Source organism: Hymenobacter terrenus, from assembly GCF_000972495.1.
Classification (GTDB): domain Bacteria; phylum Bacteroidota; class Bacteroidia; order Cytophagales; family Hymenobacteraceae; genus Hymenobacter; species Hymenobacter terrenus.
The window spans coordinates 1-20,084 of the sequence record NZ_LATM01000022.1 but is presented as its reverse complement, the minus strand read 5'-3'; the positions used below and the strand labels follow the sequence as shown (position 1 = coordinate 20,084).

Here is a 20,084-nt window from a genome sequence, read left to right as displayed (position 1 = left end):
GCGTAACTTGCGCCAGCGTGCTATCTTTTTATGAAGAAATTCTCCCCGCTACTACTCACTTTGCTGGCACTTGCTGGCCTGACAGCAGCTCACGAATTCTGGCTGGAAGCTCCCCGCTTTCGCCTCCAACCGGGCCAGGCGCTGAGCATCCGGCCTCTCATCGGCGAGAATTTCAAAGGCGAATCCTGGACCAATAAAGCCACCAAAGTCCTGCGCCTCGTGCGCTACGGCCCCATTCCAGCCGATTCTACTGACCTCACGCCCGCGCCCGGCTTCGCCGAGACCGACACTTTCCGCACGACCTTCACCTTTGCGCAACCTGGCACCCACGTCGTGTTGCTGCGTTCCACTAACTCCTTCATTGAGCTGCCCGCCGCACAGTTCACCGCCTACTTGCGCGAAGAAGGCCTCGACTATCCGTTGAGGCTGCGCCAGGAGCGCGGTCAGGAAGGAACCGCGGGCCGCGAAACCTACCGCCGCTGCGCCAAAGCCCTAGTGCAAGTAGGCGAAGCCGCCGCCATGCCCGCCGCTACCGATAGCGCTTGTCGACGTATTTACGGCCTGCCGCTGGAGTTGGTGCCCGAGCAAAACCCGTACCGCCTGACCGCCGACAAGGCACTAACCGTACGCGTGCTACGCGCTGGCCAGCCGCTATCCGGGGCCGCTGTACAGGTGTGGCAGCGCCAGCCCGGCGGCCTGCCTACTACACATTTCACCACTCGTTCTAACCAAAACGGCCGTGTGCTGTTACGACTATCAGGACCCGGACCTTACCTGCTGGCCACTGTTGATATGACTGGGGCGCCGGCCAAGCTACGTGACCGTGCCGACTGGCAATCTACCTGGGCTTCGCTAACATTTGCGGGTCCGCCCGCGGCAGCGTTGCGTTCAGCTACAAAACATTAGCCTGCTTCACCCAAAATTTTGGGTTTTTTCTTTACCTTCGTCGTTCTCTTACCCTCCTTGTTTCCGCTGTATGAAGTACACGATTGATAAAAAAGAAAGCTACACCATCATCACTATTGAGGAGAAGAAGCTCGACACCACGGTTGCGCCCGACCTCAAATCGGAATTCGTGAAGCTGAACGCTGAAGGCATTAACAACCTGATTCTTGACCTCACCAACGTGAAGTACACGGATTCGTCGGGCCTCAGCTCCATCCTTATTGCCAACCGGCTGTGTAATTCCACGGGCGGCCTGCTGGTGCTCACCGGCCTGCAAGACCACGTGCTGAAACTCATCACCATCAGCAAGCTGGAGTCGGTGCTGCACATCCTGCCCACGGTAGAAGAAGGCATCGACCGGGTATTTTTGCATGCCATTGAGCGCGACCTGACGGATAAGGAGTAATTTTTTTAGCCTCGGCGGCTGCCTTAATGCGGCACTTGGCGGCTGTTAGCTGTTGGTTTTCGGGCTGACGGCTAGCAGCCTTTTTTTGTTTTTCCGGCACAATGTGGCGCTTCCCCAGTGGCCGCGGCGCCGGGTTCACCCATCATCCGTCATTCGTCTTGACTTTTGAGTTGAAAATTCTGGGCTCGGCCTCAGCTACTCCGGTACTGGCCCGCCACCCCACCGCACAAATGCTCACTGTTGGAGCGTCCAATTATCTGATTGACTGCGGCGAAGGCACGCAATGGCGTATGCTGGAGTACCGTGTGCGGCCTCATCACCTGCGCGCCATTTTCATCTCCCATCTCCACGGCGACCATTATTTCGGACTGTTTGGCTTGTTGGGCACCATGCATTTGCAGGGTCGCACCCAGCCGCTGCACATCATCGGTCCGCCTGGCCTCGACGAGGTGCTGCTCACTCAGGCCCGGGTTTCGGATATGAAGCTGGGCTTTACCATGGATTTCACAATCGTCGATACCGAGGTTCACGCCGTGGTGTACGAAGATGAACAGCTGACGGTGACCTCGCTACCCATGCGCCACCGCGTTCCCTGCGCCGGCTACCTGTTTGCCGAAAAGCCCCGCAGGGCCAATTTGCTGAAGGAAAAACTGCCCGACGGCCTCAGCCCTCAACAGCTGGCCCGCCTGGCCCAGGGTGAGGACCTGGAGCCCGACGAGCAGCAGCCCGGCCTGCGCCATGCCGACGTGGCTGGCCCGCTGCCCACGCCCCGCCGCTACGCCTTCTTTTCCGACACACTCTACACACCCGCACTGGCCGACCTTATTCGCGGCGTGGATTTGCTTTACCACGAAGCCACTTTCCTGGAAGAACTACGCGACCGCGCCGCTCAGACCCACCACAGTACCGCCCGCCAGGCCGCCCAAATCGCGCAGGCTGCCGATGTTAAACACTTGCTGCTGGGTCACTTCTCTAGCCGCTACAAATCTCTGGAGCCGCTGCTGCTCGAAGCCCAGGCAGTGTTTCCGACCGCTGAATTGGCCGCTGAAGGACTAGCCGTGAAGCTGTAGGTTCAAGCTTGAAATCGAGTCTGGCGGCGGGGACTTAAAGAATCTATATCGACTTCGCGGCGATGCGCGAAGCCTGCCCAAATAAAGGCGGCGTCCGGCTCACGTTACAGCCTACGAACTTTCAAATGTTCAATTTCACTCAAAAAAAGCAGCAGCTTTACCTCGTTCTCAGCGGCATTTTCCTGGTGAATGCGCTGCTGGCAGAAATTATCGGCGTTAAGATTTTTTCGGCTGACAAGCTGATGGGGCTGCCCGGTAGCCTGACGGCTGGCGTGCTAATCTGGCCAGTGGTGTTCGTGACCACGGATATCATCAACGAGTATTTTGGCAAGGCTGGTGTGCTGCGTATCAGCTACCTCACCGTGGCGCTGATTCTGTTTGCTTTTGGGGTTATCTACCTCACCACCAAGCTACCGCCGGCTGATTTCTGGCTCGATGTGAATAAGACTGACAACCTCGGTCGGCCCTTCGATATTGATTTTGCCTACCAAAGTATTTTCCGCCAAGGGTTGGGCATTATCACCGGGTCCATCGTGGCGTTTGGAGTGGGCCAGCTGCTGGATGCCACCGTTTTCGCGGCGATTCGCAAGGCTACGGGCGGGCGCTTTATTTGGCTGCGCGCCACGGGTTCTACGCTGATTTCGCAGTTGGTCGATTCGTTCGTCGTGCTGTACGTGGCGTTTCATATGTTCGGTAACTGGACAATGGCCCAGGTGCTTTCGGTAGCCAATACCAACTACTGGTACAAATTCGCGGCGGCCATCCTGCTTACGCCGGTGCTGTACCTGTCCCATTACTTGATTGATAAATACCTAGGCAAAGAAGACACCATCGAATTGCAAGAAGAAGCCGTGAAAAACGTTAGTGCGTGATGTAGCCGCGATATAGCCTGGCTCTTCTAACTTATGCGTTTATCGAAAATGGTGCTGGCATCGGCAAGTCTGCTGCTACCTAGCTTAGCCCGAGCCCAATTCAACCTTGCCCCTGGCACCTACCGGCTTGCGAATGGCGCGAAGGGTAACGCTTCGCTGAAATTAGTCTTGGCCGAAGGTGGTAGCCCAACCATGGTAGTGGAAGTAAAAAATGGTAAGGAGCGCACGTTTCGCAGCAGTGAGATAACCAATTTTATCATTGAAAACCATCAGTTTATACAGGTAAGCAACTTTCGCTTCCGTAGCGGAGCCGACGCAGGCTTTAATGACCCCACCTTTTTGGAAGTTCTGGAAATGGGGCCGGTTGAGTTATTCTACTATTACTATCAGGTTGAAATGGGCCCTAATTTTAAAGCCCACGTCAAGCTGCCGGTGCTGCGCAAGCTCGGCACCAATACGTTCTTTGCCTACAGCCCCAGCCGCACCCCGGGCTTCGACCAAAAACTAGCGCCCAGTACCTTCGTGGCCGCGTTGTTTCCGGCTGACCCAGTGCTGCAACGGCAAATTGCCACCAATACCATCAGCCGGGCCCAACTGGCTACCGCCGTGCACGCCTACAACCAAGGCGTGCGCTTAACTCCTTAATTCACCTTATGTCCCGCATTCTCACCGGCATCCAGAGCACCGGCCGCCCCCATCTTGGCAACTTGCTCGGGGCCATCCTGCCCGCCATCGAGCTATCGAAAAACCCGACCAACGACTCGCTGTATTTCATTGCTGACCTGCACTCGCTCACGACCGTGCGCGACCCCAACCTGCTGCGTCAGAATACCTACGCCGTGGCCGCCGCCTGGTTAGCTTGTGGTTTCGATACCGAGAAAAACCTGTTCTATCGGCAGTCTGACGTGCCGCAGGTAACTGAGCTGACCTGGTACCTGAGCTGCTTCACGCCCTACCCGATGCTAGCCAACGCGCACTCCTTCAAGGACAAATCAGACCGATTATCCGACGTCAACGCAGGCCTATTCACCTACCCGGTATTGATGGCGGCCGACATTCTGCTATATGACGCCGAATTTGTACCCGTGGGGAAAGACCAGATTCAGCACCTCGAAATTGCCCGGGACATTGCCCACGCCTTCAACAGCCGTTACGGCGATGCGCTGGTGCCCCCACAGGCCCGCGTCGATGCCGAGCTGATGACCATTCCCGGCACCGATGGCCAGAAAATGAGCAAGAGCTATGGCAACATCATTGATGTCTTCGCCCCTGAAAAAGAGCTGCTGAAAGCCGTTAAGACCATTATTTCGGATAGCACGCCGCTGGAAGAGCCCAAAAACCCAGACACCGACGTCACTTTCAAGATCTACTCACTGCTGGCCACGGCCGACGAAACGGCCACCATGCGCCAGAACTACCTGGCCGGCGGCTACGGCTATGGTCACGCCAAAAAGGAGCTGTATGAATTGATTCTCCGCCGGTTTGCCGCAGAGCGCGAGCAGTTCAACTTCTACCTAAACAACCTTCCCGAACTCGATGCCAAGCTAGCCGACGGTGCCCGCCGCGCCAAGGAATACGGTACCGGCGTGCTGAACCGAGTACGCCAGAAGGTAGGCTACGGACAACTTTAGGTCGCCGGGCATAGTAGTTGTCGGCTGTCAGTTGCCAGATAAACGACTCACTGACAGCCGACGACCACAACCCGACTAGTACTGCTGCTCGTGCGAAAAGCTGAAGCCTACTTTGCTGCCGCGGCTGACTTGCTGGTTCTCCAGCTTCTGTTTGACGCTAATTTTCTGAATTTCGGGTAGAGGCGGGGCAATCAGGTCATTATTCACGGCCGCAATCATGGCGCTTTCTACAAAAAGGCGCATCATCTCGGGGGTTATCAGGTTGTCCGACATGTCGTTGTCGGGTAATTCCAACTGTTGCACGCCTTCGAGGAAGTAATGATTGTCGATGTTGACCAGCAGGCGGCCAACCAGGTAGCCGGGGTCGTTTAGGCGCTGATACTTAATGCTGTCGGCCATGAAGTTATAGGCCATGATGTGGCCGAAAAACCGACGCCGGAAGTCCTCCGCCACATAGGCGCTGGCCATGGGCCCATAGTCGTCGGGGAAGGTGACAATGTTGGAGTGCATGATGAACACCAGCAAGTCGCCCGAAAACTTGATGTGAAACTCCATGTCGTTGATGGGCCGGTACTCAATCACCACGCTCGAATCGAAGGGCGTGAGCTTGCGGCTAAGTTCCACTACCAGCTCCTGCGACACCAGCCGGAGGCAATCGAAAGCCATCTGCGTGCTGCGGAAAATGGCTTGCTTGGCCGTTGATTTCTGCTTGAGGCCATCAAAAATCTGGTCGAGGCGGTCGGCTGGGGCCTCGGTGGGCGAGCCGGCTTCGGCGGTCGGCTCGTTGTTGGTGGCGGTGGCCCCGCTGTGATTGGTTTCGGGCGCGGGCGTGATGGCAGCTGGCGCATCGGTCGCAACCACCTTGCTGGACTTACCAGCCTTACTCGCTTTTGCGGCTTTCTTTTTGGCAGGAGCCGGGGCGCTAACGAGCGCGGAGAATTCGTCGGAAGAGGGAGCAACAGGTGTTTCAACAGTGGTGAGCTGCTCGGGCTCCGTGTTTTTTTTGGTGGTTGACTTAGCCATTCGATAAGGAAATAGCGCCCCAGAAAGTAGCGGCGGGTAGGAACACAACGAAGATAAGCGCAACAACAGACGTATTTGCGCCCTCCCGATTACAAAGCTGAACGTACGAAAAGTCCCGGAAGTCTGGTTCCAGCCGGAGCGAAGGAGCATCAGCCGCTCTCATTTTCGGAGGTTGAGCCTAGCCCCGGCGGCGCACTCAGCCGCGTCACTACGGGCCACTCAGGGCTACGAAAGGCCACTGTGCGCAACCCCGCACGGATGTTGCCAGCGGCGGGCAACAGCATGGGTTGGGCCGCCGGCTGCGCCAACGCCTCCCCCACCGAGCGCACGGCGCCGGCCGGCACCGCCCGGCGCTCCAGCTCAATGAGCAGCTCGTCCCCGTCCACGGCGGCAATGCGTTCGGCAAGTAGGGCTTCCAGCTCGGCCCGGTGCGCTACCCGGGAGGCATTGACTTGAAAACGAGGGTCATTTGCCCACTCCATTCGGCCCAGAGCGACGCACAGGTGCCGGAACTGGCCATCCGAACCCACGGCCAATACCAGTTGGCGGCCGTCGGCGGCGCGGTACAGCGTGCCGTAGGGCACGATGCTGGGGTGGCCCGAGCCGAGAGGCTGTGGGTCGTGCCCTGTAACTAGGTAGGTGGCGGCCTGGTTGGCCAGAGCCGACAAAGCGCTGGCCAGCAAACTGACTTGCACCAACGCCCCGCGTCCGGTTCTTTCCCGCTTAAACAACGCGGTGAGCAGGCCTTCCTTTAGCTGGTGTGCGGCCAATAAATCGACCATGGCGACGGGCATCTTCTGGGGCGGCTGGCCAGGGCCAGCGGCATTGAGGTGCATGAAACCAGCCTCCGCCTGGAGTACGGCATCGTAGCCGGCGCGGGCATTGTCGGGGCCGTAGCCCGTGAGGTGGCCGTAAATCAGGCGCGGATTTCCCTTGGCTAAAGTGGCGTAGTCGGCACGTAGCTTCTCGGCATCGCCGGGCTTGTAGCTGGCCAGAATTATATCGGCCGTGGCGGCCAACTGGTGCAGTACAGCTTGGCCAGCGGTAGTGGTCAGGTCCAGCACCATGGACTTTTTGCCCCAGTTGGAAGTGGCGAAATAGGCTGAAACCGAGGTAATAGAAGCAGTCTCCGTTTCGGCCCTGGTTTTCCAGGTGCGGGTGATGTCACCGGCGGGGCTTTCGATTTTTAAAACCTCGGCGCCCAACTCCGCAAAAAACTGCCCGACCTGCGGGCCGGCCAGCACGGAAGCAAGTTCAAGGATGCGGAGATTATGAAAAGGAAGCGGCTCAGGCATAATTGGTTTCACAAGCTAAACGCAGTACTGATTTCGCTTGACGGATGGACTCTAGGACAGGCCTTAAGTGGCCAAATAGCCATAGTCGCACAATTCCGCCCGCGGGTCGGCTCCCAGTTTCAGCAAACGACCTTGATGCAGCAAATAAACCACATCGCACAGGGCCAGCACCTCGGCATAGCGATGGTCACTAAGCAGCAGGCCCTTGCGCGGTTTCACCCGCTGCATCTCATCGGCCAGTGTTTCGAGATGCAGGGGCATCACGCCCGTAAATGGCTCATCGAACAACGAAAACGCTGTGTCGGCGTGGAGTAGTAGCAGCACTTGCAGCAAGCGGGCCGTGCCACCCGACAACTCGCCGGGACGACACCTAAATTGTCCGCGCAACTCTGGGAAGTTGGCGGTAGCGGCTTCCCAATCTACCCGCAGCAGCCGGGCCACCTGCCCCAGCGACAGGTTAGTGGGCAACAAGGAAGCTTGCGGCAGGTAGTTGACCAGCCCCGGCGTTTGAAAAGCCGGCACCACCCGATGGCCGTTCACCCGCACGGAGGCATCGGGCACGGTGCGGGCGCCGAACACGGTTTGCAGCAGGCTCGACTTACCGCTGCCGTTGCGGCCCAACAGGCCGGTTATCTGGCCGGTTTGCACGCGCAGGTAGATGTCGGCCAGCACCTGCCGCGAGCCAAACGATAACCGGATGCCGTCGGCTTCCAGCAAGTGGGGCTCAGTCACACAAAATCTGCTTGGTAAAGTCATGAATACAAACGCTGAAGCCCAACGGTCAGCCCGAGAAATAACAGCCCATCCAGCACTCCCACGCCAACCCACAGACGCCGCCGCGATACCCCGAGGTTATAGTAGAGCCAATATTGGTTGGGCCGCATCTGCTCCGACAAGTACCACACCACCGGGCTTGTAATCAGCTTGATAAGCAGCAGCGCGGGCAGCAGGCCATCGGCCCAGCCTTCGTAGAGCGCGGGCAGTAGGACGAACCCCAACAGCAGCGCCGTAATGCCCAGCATGAACGGCGCTACGTTGCCGTAAAACAAGCCTACCGCTCGCACCCAGGTAATGATAATCGCCATCAAATTCAAGCTATTGAGCGGTACCAACGCAGTCGGGGCGCAATTATTCTATCCGACCCACCCGGGCAAATACCGGGAAGCTCACCTCCTGCTCGCCTTCCCGCCACCACTGCGTTATTTCGGCCGCAATAAGCTGCACCGGGTCCTCACCTCGCTCCTTTTGGTAACGCACTACGCTCGACCACGTGCACAGGTATTGGAAAAACCTCTCGGCTGACCACTGCCGCCGCACCGCGAAATGCGCCCGCTGCACGTCGGCGAAGGGAAATGGGATGCGTGCGTACTCATCATCAATGTGCCAGCGGTTGACATCCCAATACGGGCCTATCGTCTCGCGGTAGAAATGCTGGATGAGCGGGTCTATTTCCGGACTCACCTGCACCAGGCCGTAGCCCCATTCGGCCAACACCGCGCCCGGTCGGGCTACCCGACGCACTTCCTGATGGTAGGCTTTGGGCTCAAACCAGTGCGCGGCCTGGGCCACGGTGATAAGGTCGAAGCGCTGGCTGGGGAAGGGTGTCTGCTCGGCGCGGGCGTGCTGGTAATGAATATTTGAGCGTGGGGTGGCTTGCGCCAATTGGGTTTCGCTCAGGTCGGTGGCGTTGACCCGCACGAAGTGGTCAGCCAGCACAACGGCTACCTGGCCGTTGCCGGTGGCACAGTCCCAGGCTCGTTCGCGGCAGGCTACCTGCGGCAGCAGCCATTCGTAGAGCGCGGCCGGATAGTCGATGCGGTAACGTGCGTATTCGGCGGCCTGGGCGGAAAAACGGTCGAGAGCAGACATGAATGGGGGAGATAGTGCGTTGTAAAGCCCGTCCTGCCGAGCGGAGCCGAGGTATCTCGCGTGCGGCAGTAACTCAATCATTCAACAACGCGCAACGATGCGAGCGAGATGCCTCGGCTCCGCTCGGCAGGACGGGCTTTCGGTATGATGCGCCAATGGCTTCGCTTGGCATGACGTGCTACTTAGTAAAAGTCACCTCATTTCAACACTAATTGGTTAGAAACCTCCGCCCTGTCCATAGTATATTTACCACAAATCAAGCGGTTTGCTGGCCAATGCATCAAGGTCAGCCTTTTACAACTCTCATTAGCTGAACCTTGACGTTTCACGAATTCAATCTCCACGACGACCTTCTGGCCGGGGTGGATGCCATGAACTACCAGCAGGCCACCCCTATTCAGGAGCAAGCCATTCCCAAAATTATCGAAGGCAAAGACTTGATTGCCTGCGCACAAACTGGCACTGGCAAAACCGCCGCCTACTTGCTGCCGCTACTCGATAAGATTTCGCACGACAAGCACGGCCACACCACCACCCTTATTTTGGTGCCCACCCGCGAGCTGGCCACCCAGATTGACGAGCAGGTAATGGGCTTCGGCTACTATGTCGAGGCCAGCAGCATCGCCATCTACGGCGGTGGCAAATCCGAGAACTGGGAACAGCAAAAGCGCGCCCTCACCAGCGGCGCCGACATTATCATTGCCACGCCGGGCCGCCTCATTGCCCACCTGCAAATGGGCTATGTGAAGTTCGACAAAATCAAGTACTTGGTACTGGATGAGGCCGATAAGATGATGGACATGGGCTTTTCGGACGACATCCTGAACATCGTGCGCCAGCTGCCCAAAGACCGGCAGACGCTGCTGTTCTCGGCCACCATGCCTAATAAAATCCGCGACTTCTCGCAGCAGATTCTCAAGAATCCCGAGGAGATTCGCCTGGCGGTGTCGAAGCCCGCTGCCGGCATCGACCAGCAGCTGTATATGGCCTTCGACCGCCAGAAGATCTACGTGCTGGAGCACATCATCAAAACTCAGGATGTGCAGAGTATGGTGCTCTTCACTAGCCAGAAAGCGGCCGTCGCTGGCATCGTAAAGTCCATCAACAAGCTCGGCTACGAGGCCCGCGGCATCAGCTCCGACCGCACCCAGGAGGAGCGCGAGGAAATCATGCGCGCCTTCAAAAACAAGCAATTTCCCATCCTGGTGGCTACCGACGTACTCAGCCGCGGTATCGATATCGATTCACTGAGCCACGTGGTGAACTATGACATTCCGCGCGCCGCCGAGGATTACGTACACCGCATTGGTCGTACCGCCCGAGCTGCCACCAAGGGCACGGCCATCACCTTCGTCTCCGATCAGGACCAGGACCGGGTGGTGAAAATCGAAAAGCTCATCGAGCGCGATTTGGAAAAGCGCGCCATCACCGAGGAGTTGGGCCTGGGTCCGGCCCCGGAGTTTGACCCTAAGCGCTTCGCTGGTCTCGGCGGCAAAGTTGGGGGCCGCCCTGCCCGTGGCGGCCACGGCGGCGGGGGCCGGAGCGCTGGCGCTGGTAGGGGCTCCCGCGAGGGCAGTACGCGCCGCGAAGGTGGCGGCGGACGCGAGAGTAGCCGTGATGGTGGCCGCCCGCCCCGTCGCGACGCGCCCGACCCCAAAGACCCCAAGTATCTGGAGCGCATGGCTAACGCGAAAAATGCCCTCGCGGCCCTCGATGCGGGCCAGGCGCCAACTGTGCCTTACCAGCGCCCCCCGCGTGAGCCGCGCCCCGAAGGCGAAGCCCGACCACCCCGCCCCGCCCGCGAGCCGCGTCCCGAAGGCGAATCGAAAGATGGAGCTAGCCAAGCGCAATCCTCCAACCCCGAGGGCGAGCGGCGAGGGAACCGCGGCGGCCGTAACCGTCGGCGCGGCCCGCGGCCCGAAGGCTCGCCCGGACCTGCCAGTGGCGAAAGTGCCGAGCCCAGCGCAGGAGCAGAATAATTGAACGTCATGCTGAGCGTAGCCGAAGCATCTCTACCACGCAGCCTAATCCTCTCAACTAGATTGTTCCTGCGGTAGAGATGCTTCAGCTCCGCTCAGCATGACGTTCTCTTTCACTATCTATATCAAATAGTGCATCTAATAAAACCGACTGATTATGCTAGCCCAAAGCTTTGCTGCGTCGTGCTCAGGTATTCCTCGTCGGTCATCTGGGCTTTGGCAGTAAGAATCTGCTGCGCATCAGCTCCGGCGATGTACCGGAACTGGGGCGAGCCGTCGGTGGCAGCGGTGTAGATAACTTCGGCAATTTGCTCGGCAGTAGACTGTTTGTCGGCGCTCATGCGGCTGCTGAAAGCCTCTAGCACGGTGCGCACCTGGCCCACGTAGGGGTTGTCGTCGTCGGTAGGGTCAACGGTCATTTGCAGCGAACGGGTGGCAAAATCTGTGGCTACGGCACCGGGCGCCACTACTTTGACCTGGATGCCAAATGGGGCCAGCTCAAACCACAAGGATTCTGAAAAGCCGTCGAGCCCAAACTTGGTGGCGTGGTACAGCGAATTCATCGGAAACGCCGTGCGCCCACCCACTGAGGTAATGTTGATGATGACACCAGACTTCTGGCTGCGGAGCAGCGGCAGCACCGCCCGCGTCACGGCAAACACCCCGAACACGTTGGTGGCGAACTGCGTCTGAATCTGCGCATCGGTGGCGGTTTCGAACGGCCCCACCAAACCGTAGCCAGCATTATTGATGAGCACGTCGAGGCCACCAAAATCATGGTGGGCCTGCTGCACGACGCGGGTGACGGCCTCCCCGTCGGTTACGTCGAGAGCGTAGACGCGGACGGTGGGTAAGTCGTCGAATTTCGCATCGGCGGGGTTGCGCATGGTGGCAGCTACCTGCCAGCCGTGTTGGGCAAAAAGGCGCACGGCAGCGGCGCCAATGCCAGTAGAGGTACCGGTAATGAAAACGGTTTGGGCCATAAAAAAAGCTTGGAAAGTTGGGACTACGTTGTCGCCTATTTGACGAGCTAGCTCGCAAAATACTTTAGCCTCAATATTACCAAAACCGCTGCCTGCTCTACTGTCCTTTCTCCCTTACCCCACCACCTGCCCTACCCCGAACAGCACCGTAAAGACTAGCGTGCTTAGAGCCATATGCTTCAGCAATGGGTCAATTTGCATGGAATCCTGCCGCTGCCATACCTGGATGGCGTTGAACGCAAACAAGGGCGTGGCCAGCGCAAACAGCCACTGCCAGGGCGAGTGGTAGGTAAGGGCCACGAACACCGTGGCGCAGCCCAGGCCCAGCAGCAGCAGTAGCCAGTGGTAGCGCCGGGCATGAATAGCGCCCAGCCGCACCGGAATGGTGATTTTGCCAGCTAGCACGTCGGAATTGATATCGCGGATGTTGTTCACATTCAGCACCGCCGTGGCAAAGCAGCCCAGCGCCGTCGCGGGCAGTAGCACTTGCAGCGGCAACGCCCGCGCCTGTAGGAAATACGTGCCACACACCCCCACTAGTCCGAAAAACAGAAATACCGAAATATCGCCCAGGCCCGCGTAGCCATAGGGTTTCGAACCGGCCGTGTAGTTCACCGCTGCCCAGATGGCCGCCAGCCCCAACGCCAGGAACCCCAGGAACAAGCCCAAGCCGGCCGCGCCCAAAGCTACCCACAGGAGTACCAATCCGCTCACCAGGGCCAGCAGGGCACAGATAAACATGCCTTGCTTCATCTGAGCGGGGGTGATGGCGCCGCTTTGCACGGCCCGCTGCGGGCCCTGGCGGTGCACGCTATCGGCCCCGTTTTGGGAGTCGCCATAGTCGTTGGCGAGGTTGCTGAGGACTTGCAGCAGGATGGTAGTGAGGGCGGCCAACCCCACTATCAGAACATTAAAATGGCCCGTGGCGGCGGCCAGGAAGCCACCCGTAAGGATGCTGGCCAAGGCCAGCGGCAACGTACGCGGACGAAATGCGGAAATCCAGGGAGACATAGGGAAATGGGTGAACGAACATGAAATCAGAACGTCATGCTGAGCGTAGTCGAAGCATCTCTACCGCAGAAGTAATCCAGTTGAGAGGATTAGGTTGCGTGGTAGAGATGCTTCGGCTACGCTCAGCATGACGTTCAATTATACCATATAATGGTCAAAAACTATTTCGTGATATCGGCCACCAGTTCGGGGCTCAGGGGCGTCACTTTGGAGTTATAGAACTTCACCACATGGCCTTTTTCATCGACCAGGTATTTGCAGAAATTCCAGCTTGGGGCATCACTCACCGCGCCGTTTTTGGTCTTATCAGCCAGGTATTTGTAGAGCGGGGTCGCGTCATCACCTTTCACCGAAACCGTCTCGAACAGCGGGAAGGTTACGCCGAAATTCTTCTCGCAGAAAGAGGCTACTTCCGCGTTGGAGGCCAGCTCTTGGTTGAAGCTATTGGAAGGGAAGCCGAGCACGACCACTTTCTCGCTATATTTCTTAGACAGCTCCTCCAACTCCTTGTACTGCGGGGTGAAGCCGCACTTGGAAGCCGTATTCACAATCAGCAGCTTTTTGCCCTTGTATTTACTCAGGCTCACGTCTTTGCCATCAATGGACTTCACGGTGAAATCGTACACGGAAGCGGGCGCGGCGGTGGTTTCAGCGGGAGTGGTCATGGCGGTGGGAGCGGCTGGTTTAGCGGCGATAAATGCGGCGGCCGTGGCAACGGTAGCCAGCGTGAGGGTGATGGTTTTTTTCATGAGGTGAAGATAAGGACTATGCAGTTGAACGTGTAACCACACGAAGGTCAGCAGGGTTTTGTAGGGCGAAGCCTTTGCTTCGCCTCGTTGGGACAGCAGCTTAGTTAGGAACTCGCAGATAGTGCAAATTGCGCGCCCCAGACGCAGCAAAGGCTGCGTCCTACGTGGTGGGGGGGGTTAGCCACTTCTCTAGTTGCACAGGCTTGTAGGTGGCCAGTTGTTCCAGCAATTCCTCTGGGTCGGGCGATTGCAGGAGCTGGGCGCGGTTTTCGGGTCGCAGCAGCAGGTCGTCGCGCATGCGGTCGAGGGCCAGCAGTAGGTGGTCATAGTAGCCGGCCACATTCAGCAGGGCCACGGGCTTTTGGTGCAGGCCAAGCTGGCCCCAGGTCAGGACTTCAAACAACTCTTCGAGCGTGCCGTAGCCGCCGGGCATGGCAATAAAGGCATCGGCGCGGTCGGCCATCAGCAGCTTGCGCTCGTGCATGGAGCCCACCACATGCAACTCAGTGCAGCCCAGGTGAGCCAGCTCTTTGTTGGCCAGAAAATCAGGAATGACGCCGATGACGTTGCCGCCGTGGGCCAATACCGCGTCGGCAATGGTGCCCATCAGGCCGACGCGCCCGCCGCCGTATACCAGCGTCAGGTCGCGCGCCACCAGGGCCGCGCCCAAGGCTTGCGCCTGTTCAATGTAAAGTGGATTGGCCCCGGAGCTGGAGCCACAGTAAACGGCAACGCTTTTCATACTTCTAGAACAATGTAGAGACACGACACTCCGCGTCTCGTCGTTAGCTTCGGTTGCTGATGTTATTTTTTCAAGCAGTACAGTGCTGCTGTTCAACGGTAAGTTGTTCAACGAGGGGACGCGAAGCGCCGCGTCTCTACATCGCTCTGGAATTACATGCGCTCAGGCACCTTAATACCCAACAGGCCCAGCGACGCTTTAATCTGCTCGCCGACGCGGGCTGAAAGGGCCACCCGCAGACTGCGTTTAGTGGCGTCGGTTTCCTGGAAAATGGAGACTTCGGCGTAGAAGCGGTTGTAGGCTTTGGCTAGGTCGTAGGCGTACTGCGCGATGACGGCGGGCGAGAGGTTGCGGGCGGCATCAGCTACCACGGCGGGGTAGCGGGCCAGTTCCTGCACCAGTTCGCGCTCGGTACCATCGAGGCTGGCGATGCCGCTCCAATCGGCGGCCTCGCTGATGCATAGCTCGGCCGCTTTGCGGCGGATGGCCGCGATACGAGCGTGCGAGTACTGAATAAATGGTCCCGTGTGGCCTTCCAGGCTCACCGACTCTTCGGGGTTGAAGAGCATGCGCTTCTTGGGGTCAACTTTCAGTAAATAGTATTTTAGGGCACCGAGGCCGAGCAGATGGTACAGCTCTTCCAGTTCGGCATCGGTCAGGCCTTCGGTTTTGCCTTTTTCGAGGGTGGCGGCTTTGGCGGCGGCTACCACGTCGCGCACCAGCTCGTCGGCGTCGACCACGGTGCCCTCGCGCGATTTCATCTTGCCCGAGGGCAAATCCACCATGCCGTAGCTGAGGTGATGGATGGCCTCGGCGTAGGGCTTGCCCAGCTTTTTGAGCGTGGCTTGCAGCACCTGCATGTGGTAGTTCTGCTCATCGGCGATGACGTAGATGCTGCTATCGTAGCCGAAATCCTGGTACTTCAGCTCGGCCGTGCCCAGGTCCTGGGTGATGTAGACGCTGGTGCCGTCGGCGCGGAGCAGAAGCTTTTCGTCGAGGCCCTCGGCCTGCAAATCAACCCACACCGAGCCGTTTTCCTTTTTGAAAAACACGCCCTTGGCGAGGCCTTCTTCCACCCGCTCTTTGCCTAGCAGGTAAGTTTCGGATTCGTAGTAAAACTTGTCGAAATCGACACCAATCTCGTGGTACGTCTCATCAAATCCCTCGTATACCCAGCCGTTCATCGTGCGCCAGAGGCTCACCACGTCCTCGTCGCCGGCTTCCCAGAGTTGCAGCATCTGCTGGGCCTCGGTCATGAGCGGGGCGCTTTTTTTGGCAATGTCGGAGGCCACGCCTTCGGCTTCGAGCTGCTTGATTTCCTCGCGGTAATGTTTCTCAAACAACACGTAGTACTTGCCGGCGAGGTGGTCGCCCTTCATACCGGCGCTCTGCGGGGTTTCGCCGTGGCCGAAGTGCTGGTAGGCAATCATCGACTTGCAGATGTGGATGCCGCGGTCGTTCACCAAGTTGGCTTTGGTGACGGTGGCGCCGGTGGCTTTCAGAATCTCAGCCACGGAGTAGCCCAGGAAGTTATTGCGCAAGTGGCCCAGGTGCAGGGGCTTGTTGGTGTTGGGTGAGGAGTATTCGACTACCACGCGCTGCGGGCCGTCGGTGGCGACGGGCGCGGTAGCGGGCTGCGCGCGCAGCTGCCCGAACACGGTCAGCCACTCGGCATCGGCAATTTCGAGGTTGAGGAAGCCTTTTACCACGTTGTAGCCGCTCACGCGGGGCTCGTGGGCTTTCAGCCACTCGCCCAGAGCCTGGCCGATTTGCTCCGGCCCCTTGCCAAAGGCTTTGGTGAGCGGGAACGTGACGAGGGTGAAACTGCCGGCAAACTCCTTGCGCGTGGGTTGGAGCGTGAGGCTGGCGGCGGGGATTTCAAGGCCGAATACTGCCGTGGCGGCAGCTTGCAGGGCGGTTTTGAGGGAGTTTTCTAACTGTTGCACGAGGCAAAGGTACGGGCTAGGGGCGGCCGTTACAGTAGCGCGAACTTTGTAGTTCGCGTCCCCGTGCCGTTAAAAGTCGTTCAGACACGCGAACTACAAAGTTCGCGCTACTGCCCTCCCGACCCCGCCGGACGAATAGCCCACCGAAGCTTGCTGCAATGGTGCGCCGCTAGGCTTTGCCACCCGCCAGAAACCGGCTGATGGCGCGCACATAGCCTTCGGCAAAAAACGTTTCGGTCAGTTTTTCCTGCGCGCCCAGGTGGCCGCAGTCAATTGCGAGCAACTGGCGGCGCTGCGTGCGGCGGGCCGCCTTCACCACGGCGACCGAATCGGCCAAAGGAGTATTCTTATCCTGGGTACCCGCCACAAGCAGCCACGGGCAACGCACCTGGGCAGCTATGCCGGGATAGGCGGCCGCCTCGGGAGGCAGCGTAACGGTCTTGTTGTTGGCTAGCTTTTGGTGGGCGACAACGCCCGGCAGATTGCCCGGGTACCCTTCAGTAATCAGATTAAAAAAGCCCCGCCAGCAACTGGCGGGGCTTTATATTTCTCCCACGGCTTAGGCGGTGGGCTTGGTGACCGAACCGGCTGCCGCCCGTCTCATTACGTCTTCTGTGGCAGTATGAAAAAATCCTACCAGCTACGGCGGGGTTTTAATCAATACGCCAACGATGGAGAGGCTTTATCCGAGGAAGAGTTTCAACTTCCCAGAAGTCAGTTCGTCGGGATTGATGGCCTCTAATTCAACAATCAAATTGGTGATACGACGCGTGATGTACTCGTAGTATTCGTGGTCAGGGGTGTAGTAACGAGGGAATGCGGATTGGAGCTGGCGGAGTTCATCTAGGACTTCGGGGAGGTTCTCGGGGTCGAAGTCAATACCGACGTTCATAATCGGTAACCACGCATACCCCTCTTTTTCGATTACGGGCAACCAATAGCTGAGGAAAATTTCCTCGGTTGAGACAGGTGATAAACGCCCATCGTCCTCCTCTGGTGAGTCTGCGTTGGGGTAATCAAACATTAAAGCAACTGACATACTAAATTCTTACCCCAAGAAGAGTTCCAGTTTCCCGGAAGCCAACTCGTCGGGATTGACAGCCTCTAATTCGGCAATCAAAGTGGCAAGACGGCTGGTGATGTACTCGTATTTTTCGTGGTCGGGGGTGTAGTAACGAGGGAACGCGGCTTGGAGCTGACGGAGTTCGTCTAGGACTTCGGGCAGATTCTCCGTGTCCAAGTCCAAGCCCAAGCCCATAAGTGGTAGCCACATGTACCCCTCTTGTTCAACAACTGGTTTCCAGTATTTGATGAAAGTTTCCTCCCCCGATACTGGCACCAGCCAACCACGCGTCATCAATTGTTCTGGGATATCTAAACGTGGAACCAGTTGGCCTGGGTATCTAAACATTAAAGCGACTGACATATTCGTTGGATGATTAATTTTTGCCGTATTGAGCGGTGAATTCCCAAGTGGGGTTCTCTGTCCGAAGTCGCCTCATTGCTTCCTCCGTTGCAGCACGAAGCTCGGGTGTGTCGACATCGATTCGAAAATGCAGCCGGCGAAACCCTCGGATTCGTTCGATGTCTGGGGCTGGCTGAGGATAGGTATATTGAGTAATTTTAAGGGCTTGAATGCGTGAGGTTGTTTTATAGTGAATGTGCTTATCGGCCCAGTCTGCGGCGGTTTGTGAAGGCAAGCCAGTTTTGGGATTAACTACCCGAAGGCCCTCAGCGGTTTTATCCTCAATGAATATCTTCTCCTTCAGATTCACGCCATCGAATTCACCAACCGCCTCCTTGCGCAAACCCGCCAAGTGAATATTTTGGTAATCCGGCACAATAGCCCTCAAGTGGGCCTCGCGTAGCTGCTCGTCCAGCTTATCCAAGTGGATGCCCCGGACCTTAGCCAGCAGAGCCAGGTACTCGGCCTGTTCCGCTTGGGTGAGCTTGCCCAGCTTTTGCAACCGTTCCAGCTCGGCTAGACGCAGCGCGTCCTTGGGCACCACGGGCGGGTGCTGCGGAATGCCAGGGGCGTGGGCGGCTTGCGGCAACAATAACAAGCCCGCCAGCATCGCCGGAAAGCTGACCCCGGCTTCGAGCACGCGTAACATCTCCGAGCCGAGCCGCGTCCAGACCGATTCCTCAACCAGTACCTCAACGAGTTTTGGCAGTACCGGAACAAGTGGAACCGCGTAGTACGCAAAAAATCCCACCGGCTAGGGTGGGATTTTACTTACCGAGCCAACGAGTACCGGACTTTAGCCCAAGAAAAGCTCCAATTTTCCAGATGCCAAGTCGTCGGGATTAATAGCCTCCAACTCGGCAATCAGTCCGGCGATGCGGCGTGTGATATATTCGTATTCTTTGTCATCTAGGGTGTAGTAGCGCGGGAATGCTGCTTGGAGTTGGCGTAGCTCATCCAGAACCTCAGAGAGGTTCTCGGGGTCCAAATCGATACCTACAGCCATAACATGTAACCAAGGATATCCTTCTTTTTCGATAACAGGATACCAGTACTCGTAGAAAGTTTCCTCGCCTGAAACAGGCAATAAACGCCGCTCTGGTGCCAACTCTCCGGTGCTGGGGCGGGGAACCAAGTGGCCTGGGTATTTGAACATTAAAGCAACTGACATACTCGCTGAATGATTATTGTTATTTGCCGTATTGAGCTGTAAATTCCTAATTGCGTCCTCTGTAGCCGCCCGTACTTCAGGAGTGTCAGCATCGATGCGAAAATGTAAACGGCGAACCCCCCGGATTTGCTCAATATCTGGGGCTGGCTGCGGGTAAGTATATTGAGCTCTTTTAAGACCGTCAATGCGGCCACTTGTTTTATTATAAATGTGCTTATCGGCCCACTCGGCAGCGGTCTGTGAACGTAGGCCTGTTTTGGGGTTCACTATCAGCAGTCCCATAGCGCTTTTGTCCTCAATAAATATCTTCTCCTTCATATTTACACCATCAAATTCGCCAACCGACTCCCGACGCAACCCCGCCAGTTCAATGTTCTTGTAATCTGGTACCAGTGCCCTCAAGTGCGCCTCGCGTAGCTGCTCATCCAGCCTCTCCCAATGGATGCCCCGCACCTTAGCCAGCAGGGCCAAATACTCGGCCTGTTCTGCTTTCGTGAGCTTGCCCAGCTTTTGCAACCGTTCCAGCTCGGCCAGACGCAGCGCGTCCTTGGGCACCACGGGCGGGTGCTGCGGAATGCCAGGGGCGTGGGCGGCTTGCGGCAACAATAACAAGCCCGCCAGCATCGCCGGAAAGCTGACCCCGGCTTCGAGCACGCGTAACACCCCCGCCCCCAGCCGTGTCCAAACGGTTTCCTCCACCAGTGCCTCCACTACCTTGGGCAGCACGGGCACTGGCTTCGGGACGGGCGTGGGCACCGGCCGGGGCGTCGGAATCATGGGCGGCACGTTCAGATAGGCGTTCGGGCCCCGGCCCAGCCTTCCAGCAGGTTGTGGTCAGGCACGTCGGCCGTCGCATGTAAGAGGCCCCGCACCACTTTGGCTACCACCCGGCCCCGCTCATTGGTGGCCTGGGTCGCCTCGTACCGG

Annotated in this window: 22 protein-coding genes; 7 read left to right on the top strand and 15 right to left on the bottom strand. The window is 58.0% G+C overall.

Annotation, left to right across the window (positions count from 1 at the left end; translation table 11 throughout):
- Positions 1 to 30 precede the first annotated feature (30 nt).
- The 6 genes from WX88_RS20150 (at position 31) to trpS (ending at position 4,924) form a co-directional block, all read left to right on the top strand.
- Positions 31 to 906 carry a DUF4198 domain-containing protein gene (locus tag WX88_RS20150; protein ID WP_052732893.1) on the top strand — a complete coding sequence of 292 codons (876 nt, stop codon included), beginning with the start codon at positions 31 to 33 and terminating at the stop codon, positions 904 to 906.
- Between the two features lie 70 nt (positions 907 to 976).
- A complete protein-coding gene (locus tag WX88_RS20145; RefSeq protein WP_046246220.1) occupies positions 977 to 1,351 on the top strand; it encodes an STAS domain-containing protein in 375 nt (124 codons plus the stop codon).
- Positions 1,352 to 1,509: 158 nt separating this feature from the next.
- On the top strand, positions 1,510 to 2,421 hold the full coding sequence (locus WX88_RS20140; protein ID WP_046246262.1) for a ribonuclease Z: 912 nt from the start codon (positions 1,510 to 1,512) through the stop codon (positions 2,419 to 2,421).
- Between the two features lie 125 nt (positions 2,422 to 2,546).
- The gene (locus WX88_RS20135; protein WP_046246219.1) at positions 2,547 to 3,293 is read left to right on the top strand and encodes a queuosine precursor transporter; all 747 of its coding nucleotides are present in this window, start codon (positions 2,547 to 2,549) and stop codon (positions 3,291 to 3,293) included.
- Positions 3,294 to 3,326: 33 nt separating this feature from the next.
- Positions 3,327 to 3,938 (top strand): hypothetical protein, encoded by a 612-nt coding sequence (locus WX88_RS20130; protein ID WP_156176302.1) that lies wholly within the window; start codon positions 3,327 to 3,329, stop codon positions 3,936 to 3,938.
- 8 nt (positions 3,939 to 3,946) lie between these two features.
- A complete protein-coding gene (gene trpS / locus WX88_RS20125; RefSeq protein WP_046246217.1) occupies positions 3,947 to 4,924 on the top strand; it encodes a tryptophan--tRNA ligase in 978 nt (325 codons plus the stop codon).
- Between the two features lie 75 nt (positions 4,925 to 4,999).
- On the opposite strand, the gene WX88_RS20120 is transcribed toward trpS, so the two are convergent.
- The 5 genes from WX88_RS20120 to WX88_RS20100 all read right to left on the bottom strand — a co-directional run bounded on the left by WX88_RS20120 (position 5,000) and on the right by WX88_RS20100 (position 9,111).
- Complete coding sequence (locus WX88_RS20120; protein ID WP_231590753.1) at positions 5,000 to 5,947, bottom strand: hypothetical protein; 948 nt, start codon at positions 5,945 to 5,947, stop codon at positions 5,000 to 5,002.
- A gap of 149 nt (positions 5,948 to 6,096) precedes the next feature.
- A complete protein-coding gene (locus WX88_RS20115) occupies positions 6,097 to 7,242 on the bottom strand; it encodes a CaiB/BaiF CoA transferase family protein (protein ID WP_046246216.1) in 1,146 nt (381 codons plus the stop codon).
- 63 nt (positions 7,243 to 7,305) lie between these two features.
- Positions 7,306 to 7,974: an ATP-binding cassette domain-containing protein gene (locus WX88_RS20110; protein ID WP_197076870.1), complete on the bottom strand. Its 669-nt coding sequence runs from the start codon at positions 7,972 to 7,974 to the stop codon at positions 7,306 to 7,308.
- Between the two features lie 20 nt (positions 7,975 to 7,994).
- Positions 7,995 to 8,327 (bottom strand): hypothetical protein, encoded by a 333-nt coding sequence (locus WX88_RS20105; protein WP_156176301.1) that lies wholly within the window; start codon positions 8,325 to 8,327, stop codon positions 7,995 to 7,997.
- Positions 8,328 to 8,370: 43 nt separating this feature from the next.
- On the bottom strand, positions 8,371 to 9,111 hold the full coding sequence (locus WX88_RS20100; protein WP_046246213.1) for a class I SAM-dependent methyltransferase: 741 nt from the start codon (positions 9,109 to 9,111) through the stop codon (positions 8,371 to 8,373).
- Positions 9,112 to 9,482: 371 nt separating this feature from the next.
- On the opposite strand from WX88_RS20100, the gene WX88_RS20095 reads away from it, so the two are divergent.
- Positions 9,483 to 11,090, top strand: coding sequence for a DEAD/DEAH box helicase (locus tag WX88_RS20095; protein WP_046246260.1), 1,608 nt, complete (start codon positions 9,483 to 9,485; stop codon positions 11,088 to 11,090).
- Between the two features lie 155 nt (positions 11,091 to 11,245).
- Here the strand turns inward: WX88_RS20095 and WX88_RS20090 are convergent, their stop codons facing one another.
- From WX88_RS20090 to WX88_RS28035, 10 genes are all read right to left on the bottom strand, one after another.
- Positions 11,246 to 12,073, bottom strand: a complete 828-nt coding sequence (locus WX88_RS20090; protein WP_046246212.1) for an SDR family oxidoreductase — start codon at positions 12,071 to 12,073, stop codon at positions 11,246 to 11,248.
- Between the two features lie 114 nt (positions 12,074 to 12,187).
- Positions 12,188 to 13,084: a 1,4-dihydroxy-2-naphthoate polyprenyltransferase gene (locus tag WX88_RS20085; RefSeq protein ID WP_046246211.1), complete on the bottom strand. Its 897-nt coding sequence runs from the start codon at positions 13,082 to 13,084 to the stop codon at positions 12,188 to 12,190.
- Positions 13,085 to 13,245: 161 nt separating this feature from the next.
- The gene (locus WX88_RS20080; protein ID WP_046246210.1) at positions 13,246 to 13,833 is read right to left on the bottom strand and encodes a glutathione peroxidase; all 588 of its coding nucleotides are present in this window, start codon (positions 13,831 to 13,833) and stop codon (positions 13,246 to 13,248) included.
- Between the two features lie 160 nt (positions 13,834 to 13,993).
- The gene (locus tag WX88_RS20075) at positions 13,994 to 14,575 is read right to left on the bottom strand and encodes an LOG family protein (RefSeq protein WP_046246209.1); all 582 of its coding nucleotides are present in this window, start codon (positions 14,573 to 14,575) and stop codon (positions 13,994 to 13,996) included.
- A 152-nt stretch (positions 14,576 to 14,727) separates the two neighbouring features.
- Positions 14,728 to 16,521 (bottom strand): arginine--tRNA ligase, encoded by a 1,794-nt coding sequence (gene argS, locus WX88_RS20070; protein WP_046246208.1) that lies wholly within the window; start codon positions 16,519 to 16,521, stop codon positions 14,728 to 14,730.
- A gap of 169 nt (positions 16,522 to 16,690) precedes the next feature.
- The gene (locus tag WX88_RS20065) at positions 16,691 to 16,888 is read right to left on the bottom strand and encodes a hypothetical protein (RefSeq protein WP_046246207.1); all 198 of its coding nucleotides are present in this window, start codon (positions 16,886 to 16,888) and stop codon (positions 16,691 to 16,693) included.
- A gap of 315 nt (positions 16,889 to 17,203) precedes the next feature.
- Positions 17,204 to 17,560: a hypothetical protein gene (locus WX88_RS20060; RefSeq protein ID WP_156176298.1), complete on the bottom strand. Its 357-nt coding sequence runs from the start codon at positions 17,558 to 17,560 to the stop codon at positions 17,204 to 17,206.
- A gap of 9 nt (positions 17,561 to 17,569) precedes the next feature.
- Positions 17,570 to 17,947: a hypothetical protein gene (locus WX88_RS20055; protein ID WP_156176297.1), complete on the bottom strand. Its 378-nt coding sequence runs from the start codon at positions 17,945 to 17,947 to the stop codon at positions 17,570 to 17,572.
- 13 nt (positions 17,948 to 17,960) lie between these two features.
- On the bottom strand, positions 17,961 to 18,737 hold the full coding sequence (locus WX88_RS20050) for a hypothetical protein (RefSeq protein WP_156176296.1): 777 nt from the start codon (positions 18,735 to 18,737) through the stop codon (positions 17,961 to 17,963).
- Between the two features lie 45 nt (positions 18,738 to 18,782).
- The gene (locus WX88_RS28035) at positions 18,783 to 19,889 is read right to left on the bottom strand and encodes a hypothetical protein (protein ID WP_197076869.1); all 1,107 of its coding nucleotides are present in this window, start codon (positions 19,887 to 19,889) and stop codon (positions 18,783 to 18,785) included.
- Positions 19,890 to 20,084 lie beyond the last annotated feature (195 nt).

Excerpts from the sequence above, each read along its gene's own strand:
- WX88_RS20075 (WP_046246209.1), bottom strand. The coding sequence starts at position 14,575 with ATGAAAAGCGTTGCCGTTTACTGTGGCTCCAGCTCCGGGGCCAATCCA.
- WX88_RS20145 (WP_046246220.1), top strand. The coding sequence starts at position 977 with ATGAAGTACACGATTGATAAAAAAGAAAGCTACACCATCATCACTATT.
- WX88_RS20100 (WP_046246213.1), bottom strand. The coding sequence starts at position 9,111 with ATGTCTGCTCTCGACCGTTTTTCCGCCCAGGCCGCCGAATACGCACGT.
- WX88_RS20150 (WP_052732893.1), top strand. The coding sequence starts at position 31 with ATGAAGAAATTCTCCCCGCTACTACTCACTTTGCTGGCACTTGCTGGC.
- WX88_RS20130 (WP_156176302.1), top strand. The coding sequence starts at position 3,327 with ATGCGTTTATCGAAAATGGTGCTGGCATCGGCAAGTCTGCTGCTACCT.
- WX88_RS20055 (WP_156176297.1), bottom strand. The coding sequence starts at position 17,947 with ATGTCAGTCGCTTTAATGTTTAGATACCCAGGCCAACTGGTTCCACGT.
- WX88_RS20080 (WP_046246210.1), bottom strand. The coding sequence starts at position 13,833 with ATGAAAAAAACCATCACCCTCACGCTGGCTACCGTTGCCACGGCCGCC.
- WX88_RS20120 (WP_231590753.1), bottom strand. The coding sequence starts at position 5,947 with ATGGCTAAGTCAACCACCAAAAAAAACACGGAGCCCGAGCAGCTCACC.
- WX88_RS20115 (WP_046246216.1), bottom strand. The coding sequence starts at position 7,242 with ATGCCTGAGCCGCTTCCTTTTCATAATCTCCGCATCCTTGAACTTGCT.
- WX88_RS20090 (WP_046246212.1), bottom strand. The coding sequence starts at position 12,073 with ATGGCCCAAACCGTTTTCATTACCGGTACCTCTACTGGCATTGGCGCC.
- WX88_RS20060 (WP_156176298.1), bottom strand. The coding sequence starts at position 17,560 with ATGTCAGTTGCTTTAATGTTTGATTACCCCAACGCAGACTCACCAGAG.
- WX88_RS20135 (WP_046246219.1), top strand. The coding sequence starts at position 2,547 with ATGTTCAATTTCACTCAAAAAAAGCAGCAGCTTTACCTCGTTCTCAGC.
- WX88_RS20085 (WP_046246211.1), bottom strand. The coding sequence starts at position 13,084 with ATGTCTCCCTGGATTTCCGCATTTCGTCCGCGTACGTTGCCGCTGGCC.
- trpS (WP_046246217.1), top strand. The coding sequence starts at position 3,947 with ATGTCCCGCATTCTCACCGGCATCCAGAGCACCGGCCGCCCCCATCTT.
- WX88_RS20105 (WP_156176301.1), bottom strand. The coding sequence starts at position 8,327 with ATGGCGATTATCATTACCTGGGTGCGAGCGGTAGGCTTGTTTTACGGC.
- WX88_RS20095 (WP_046246260.1), top strand. The coding sequence starts at position 9,483 with ATGAACTACCAGCAGGCCACCCCTATTCAGGAGCAAGCCATTCCCAAA.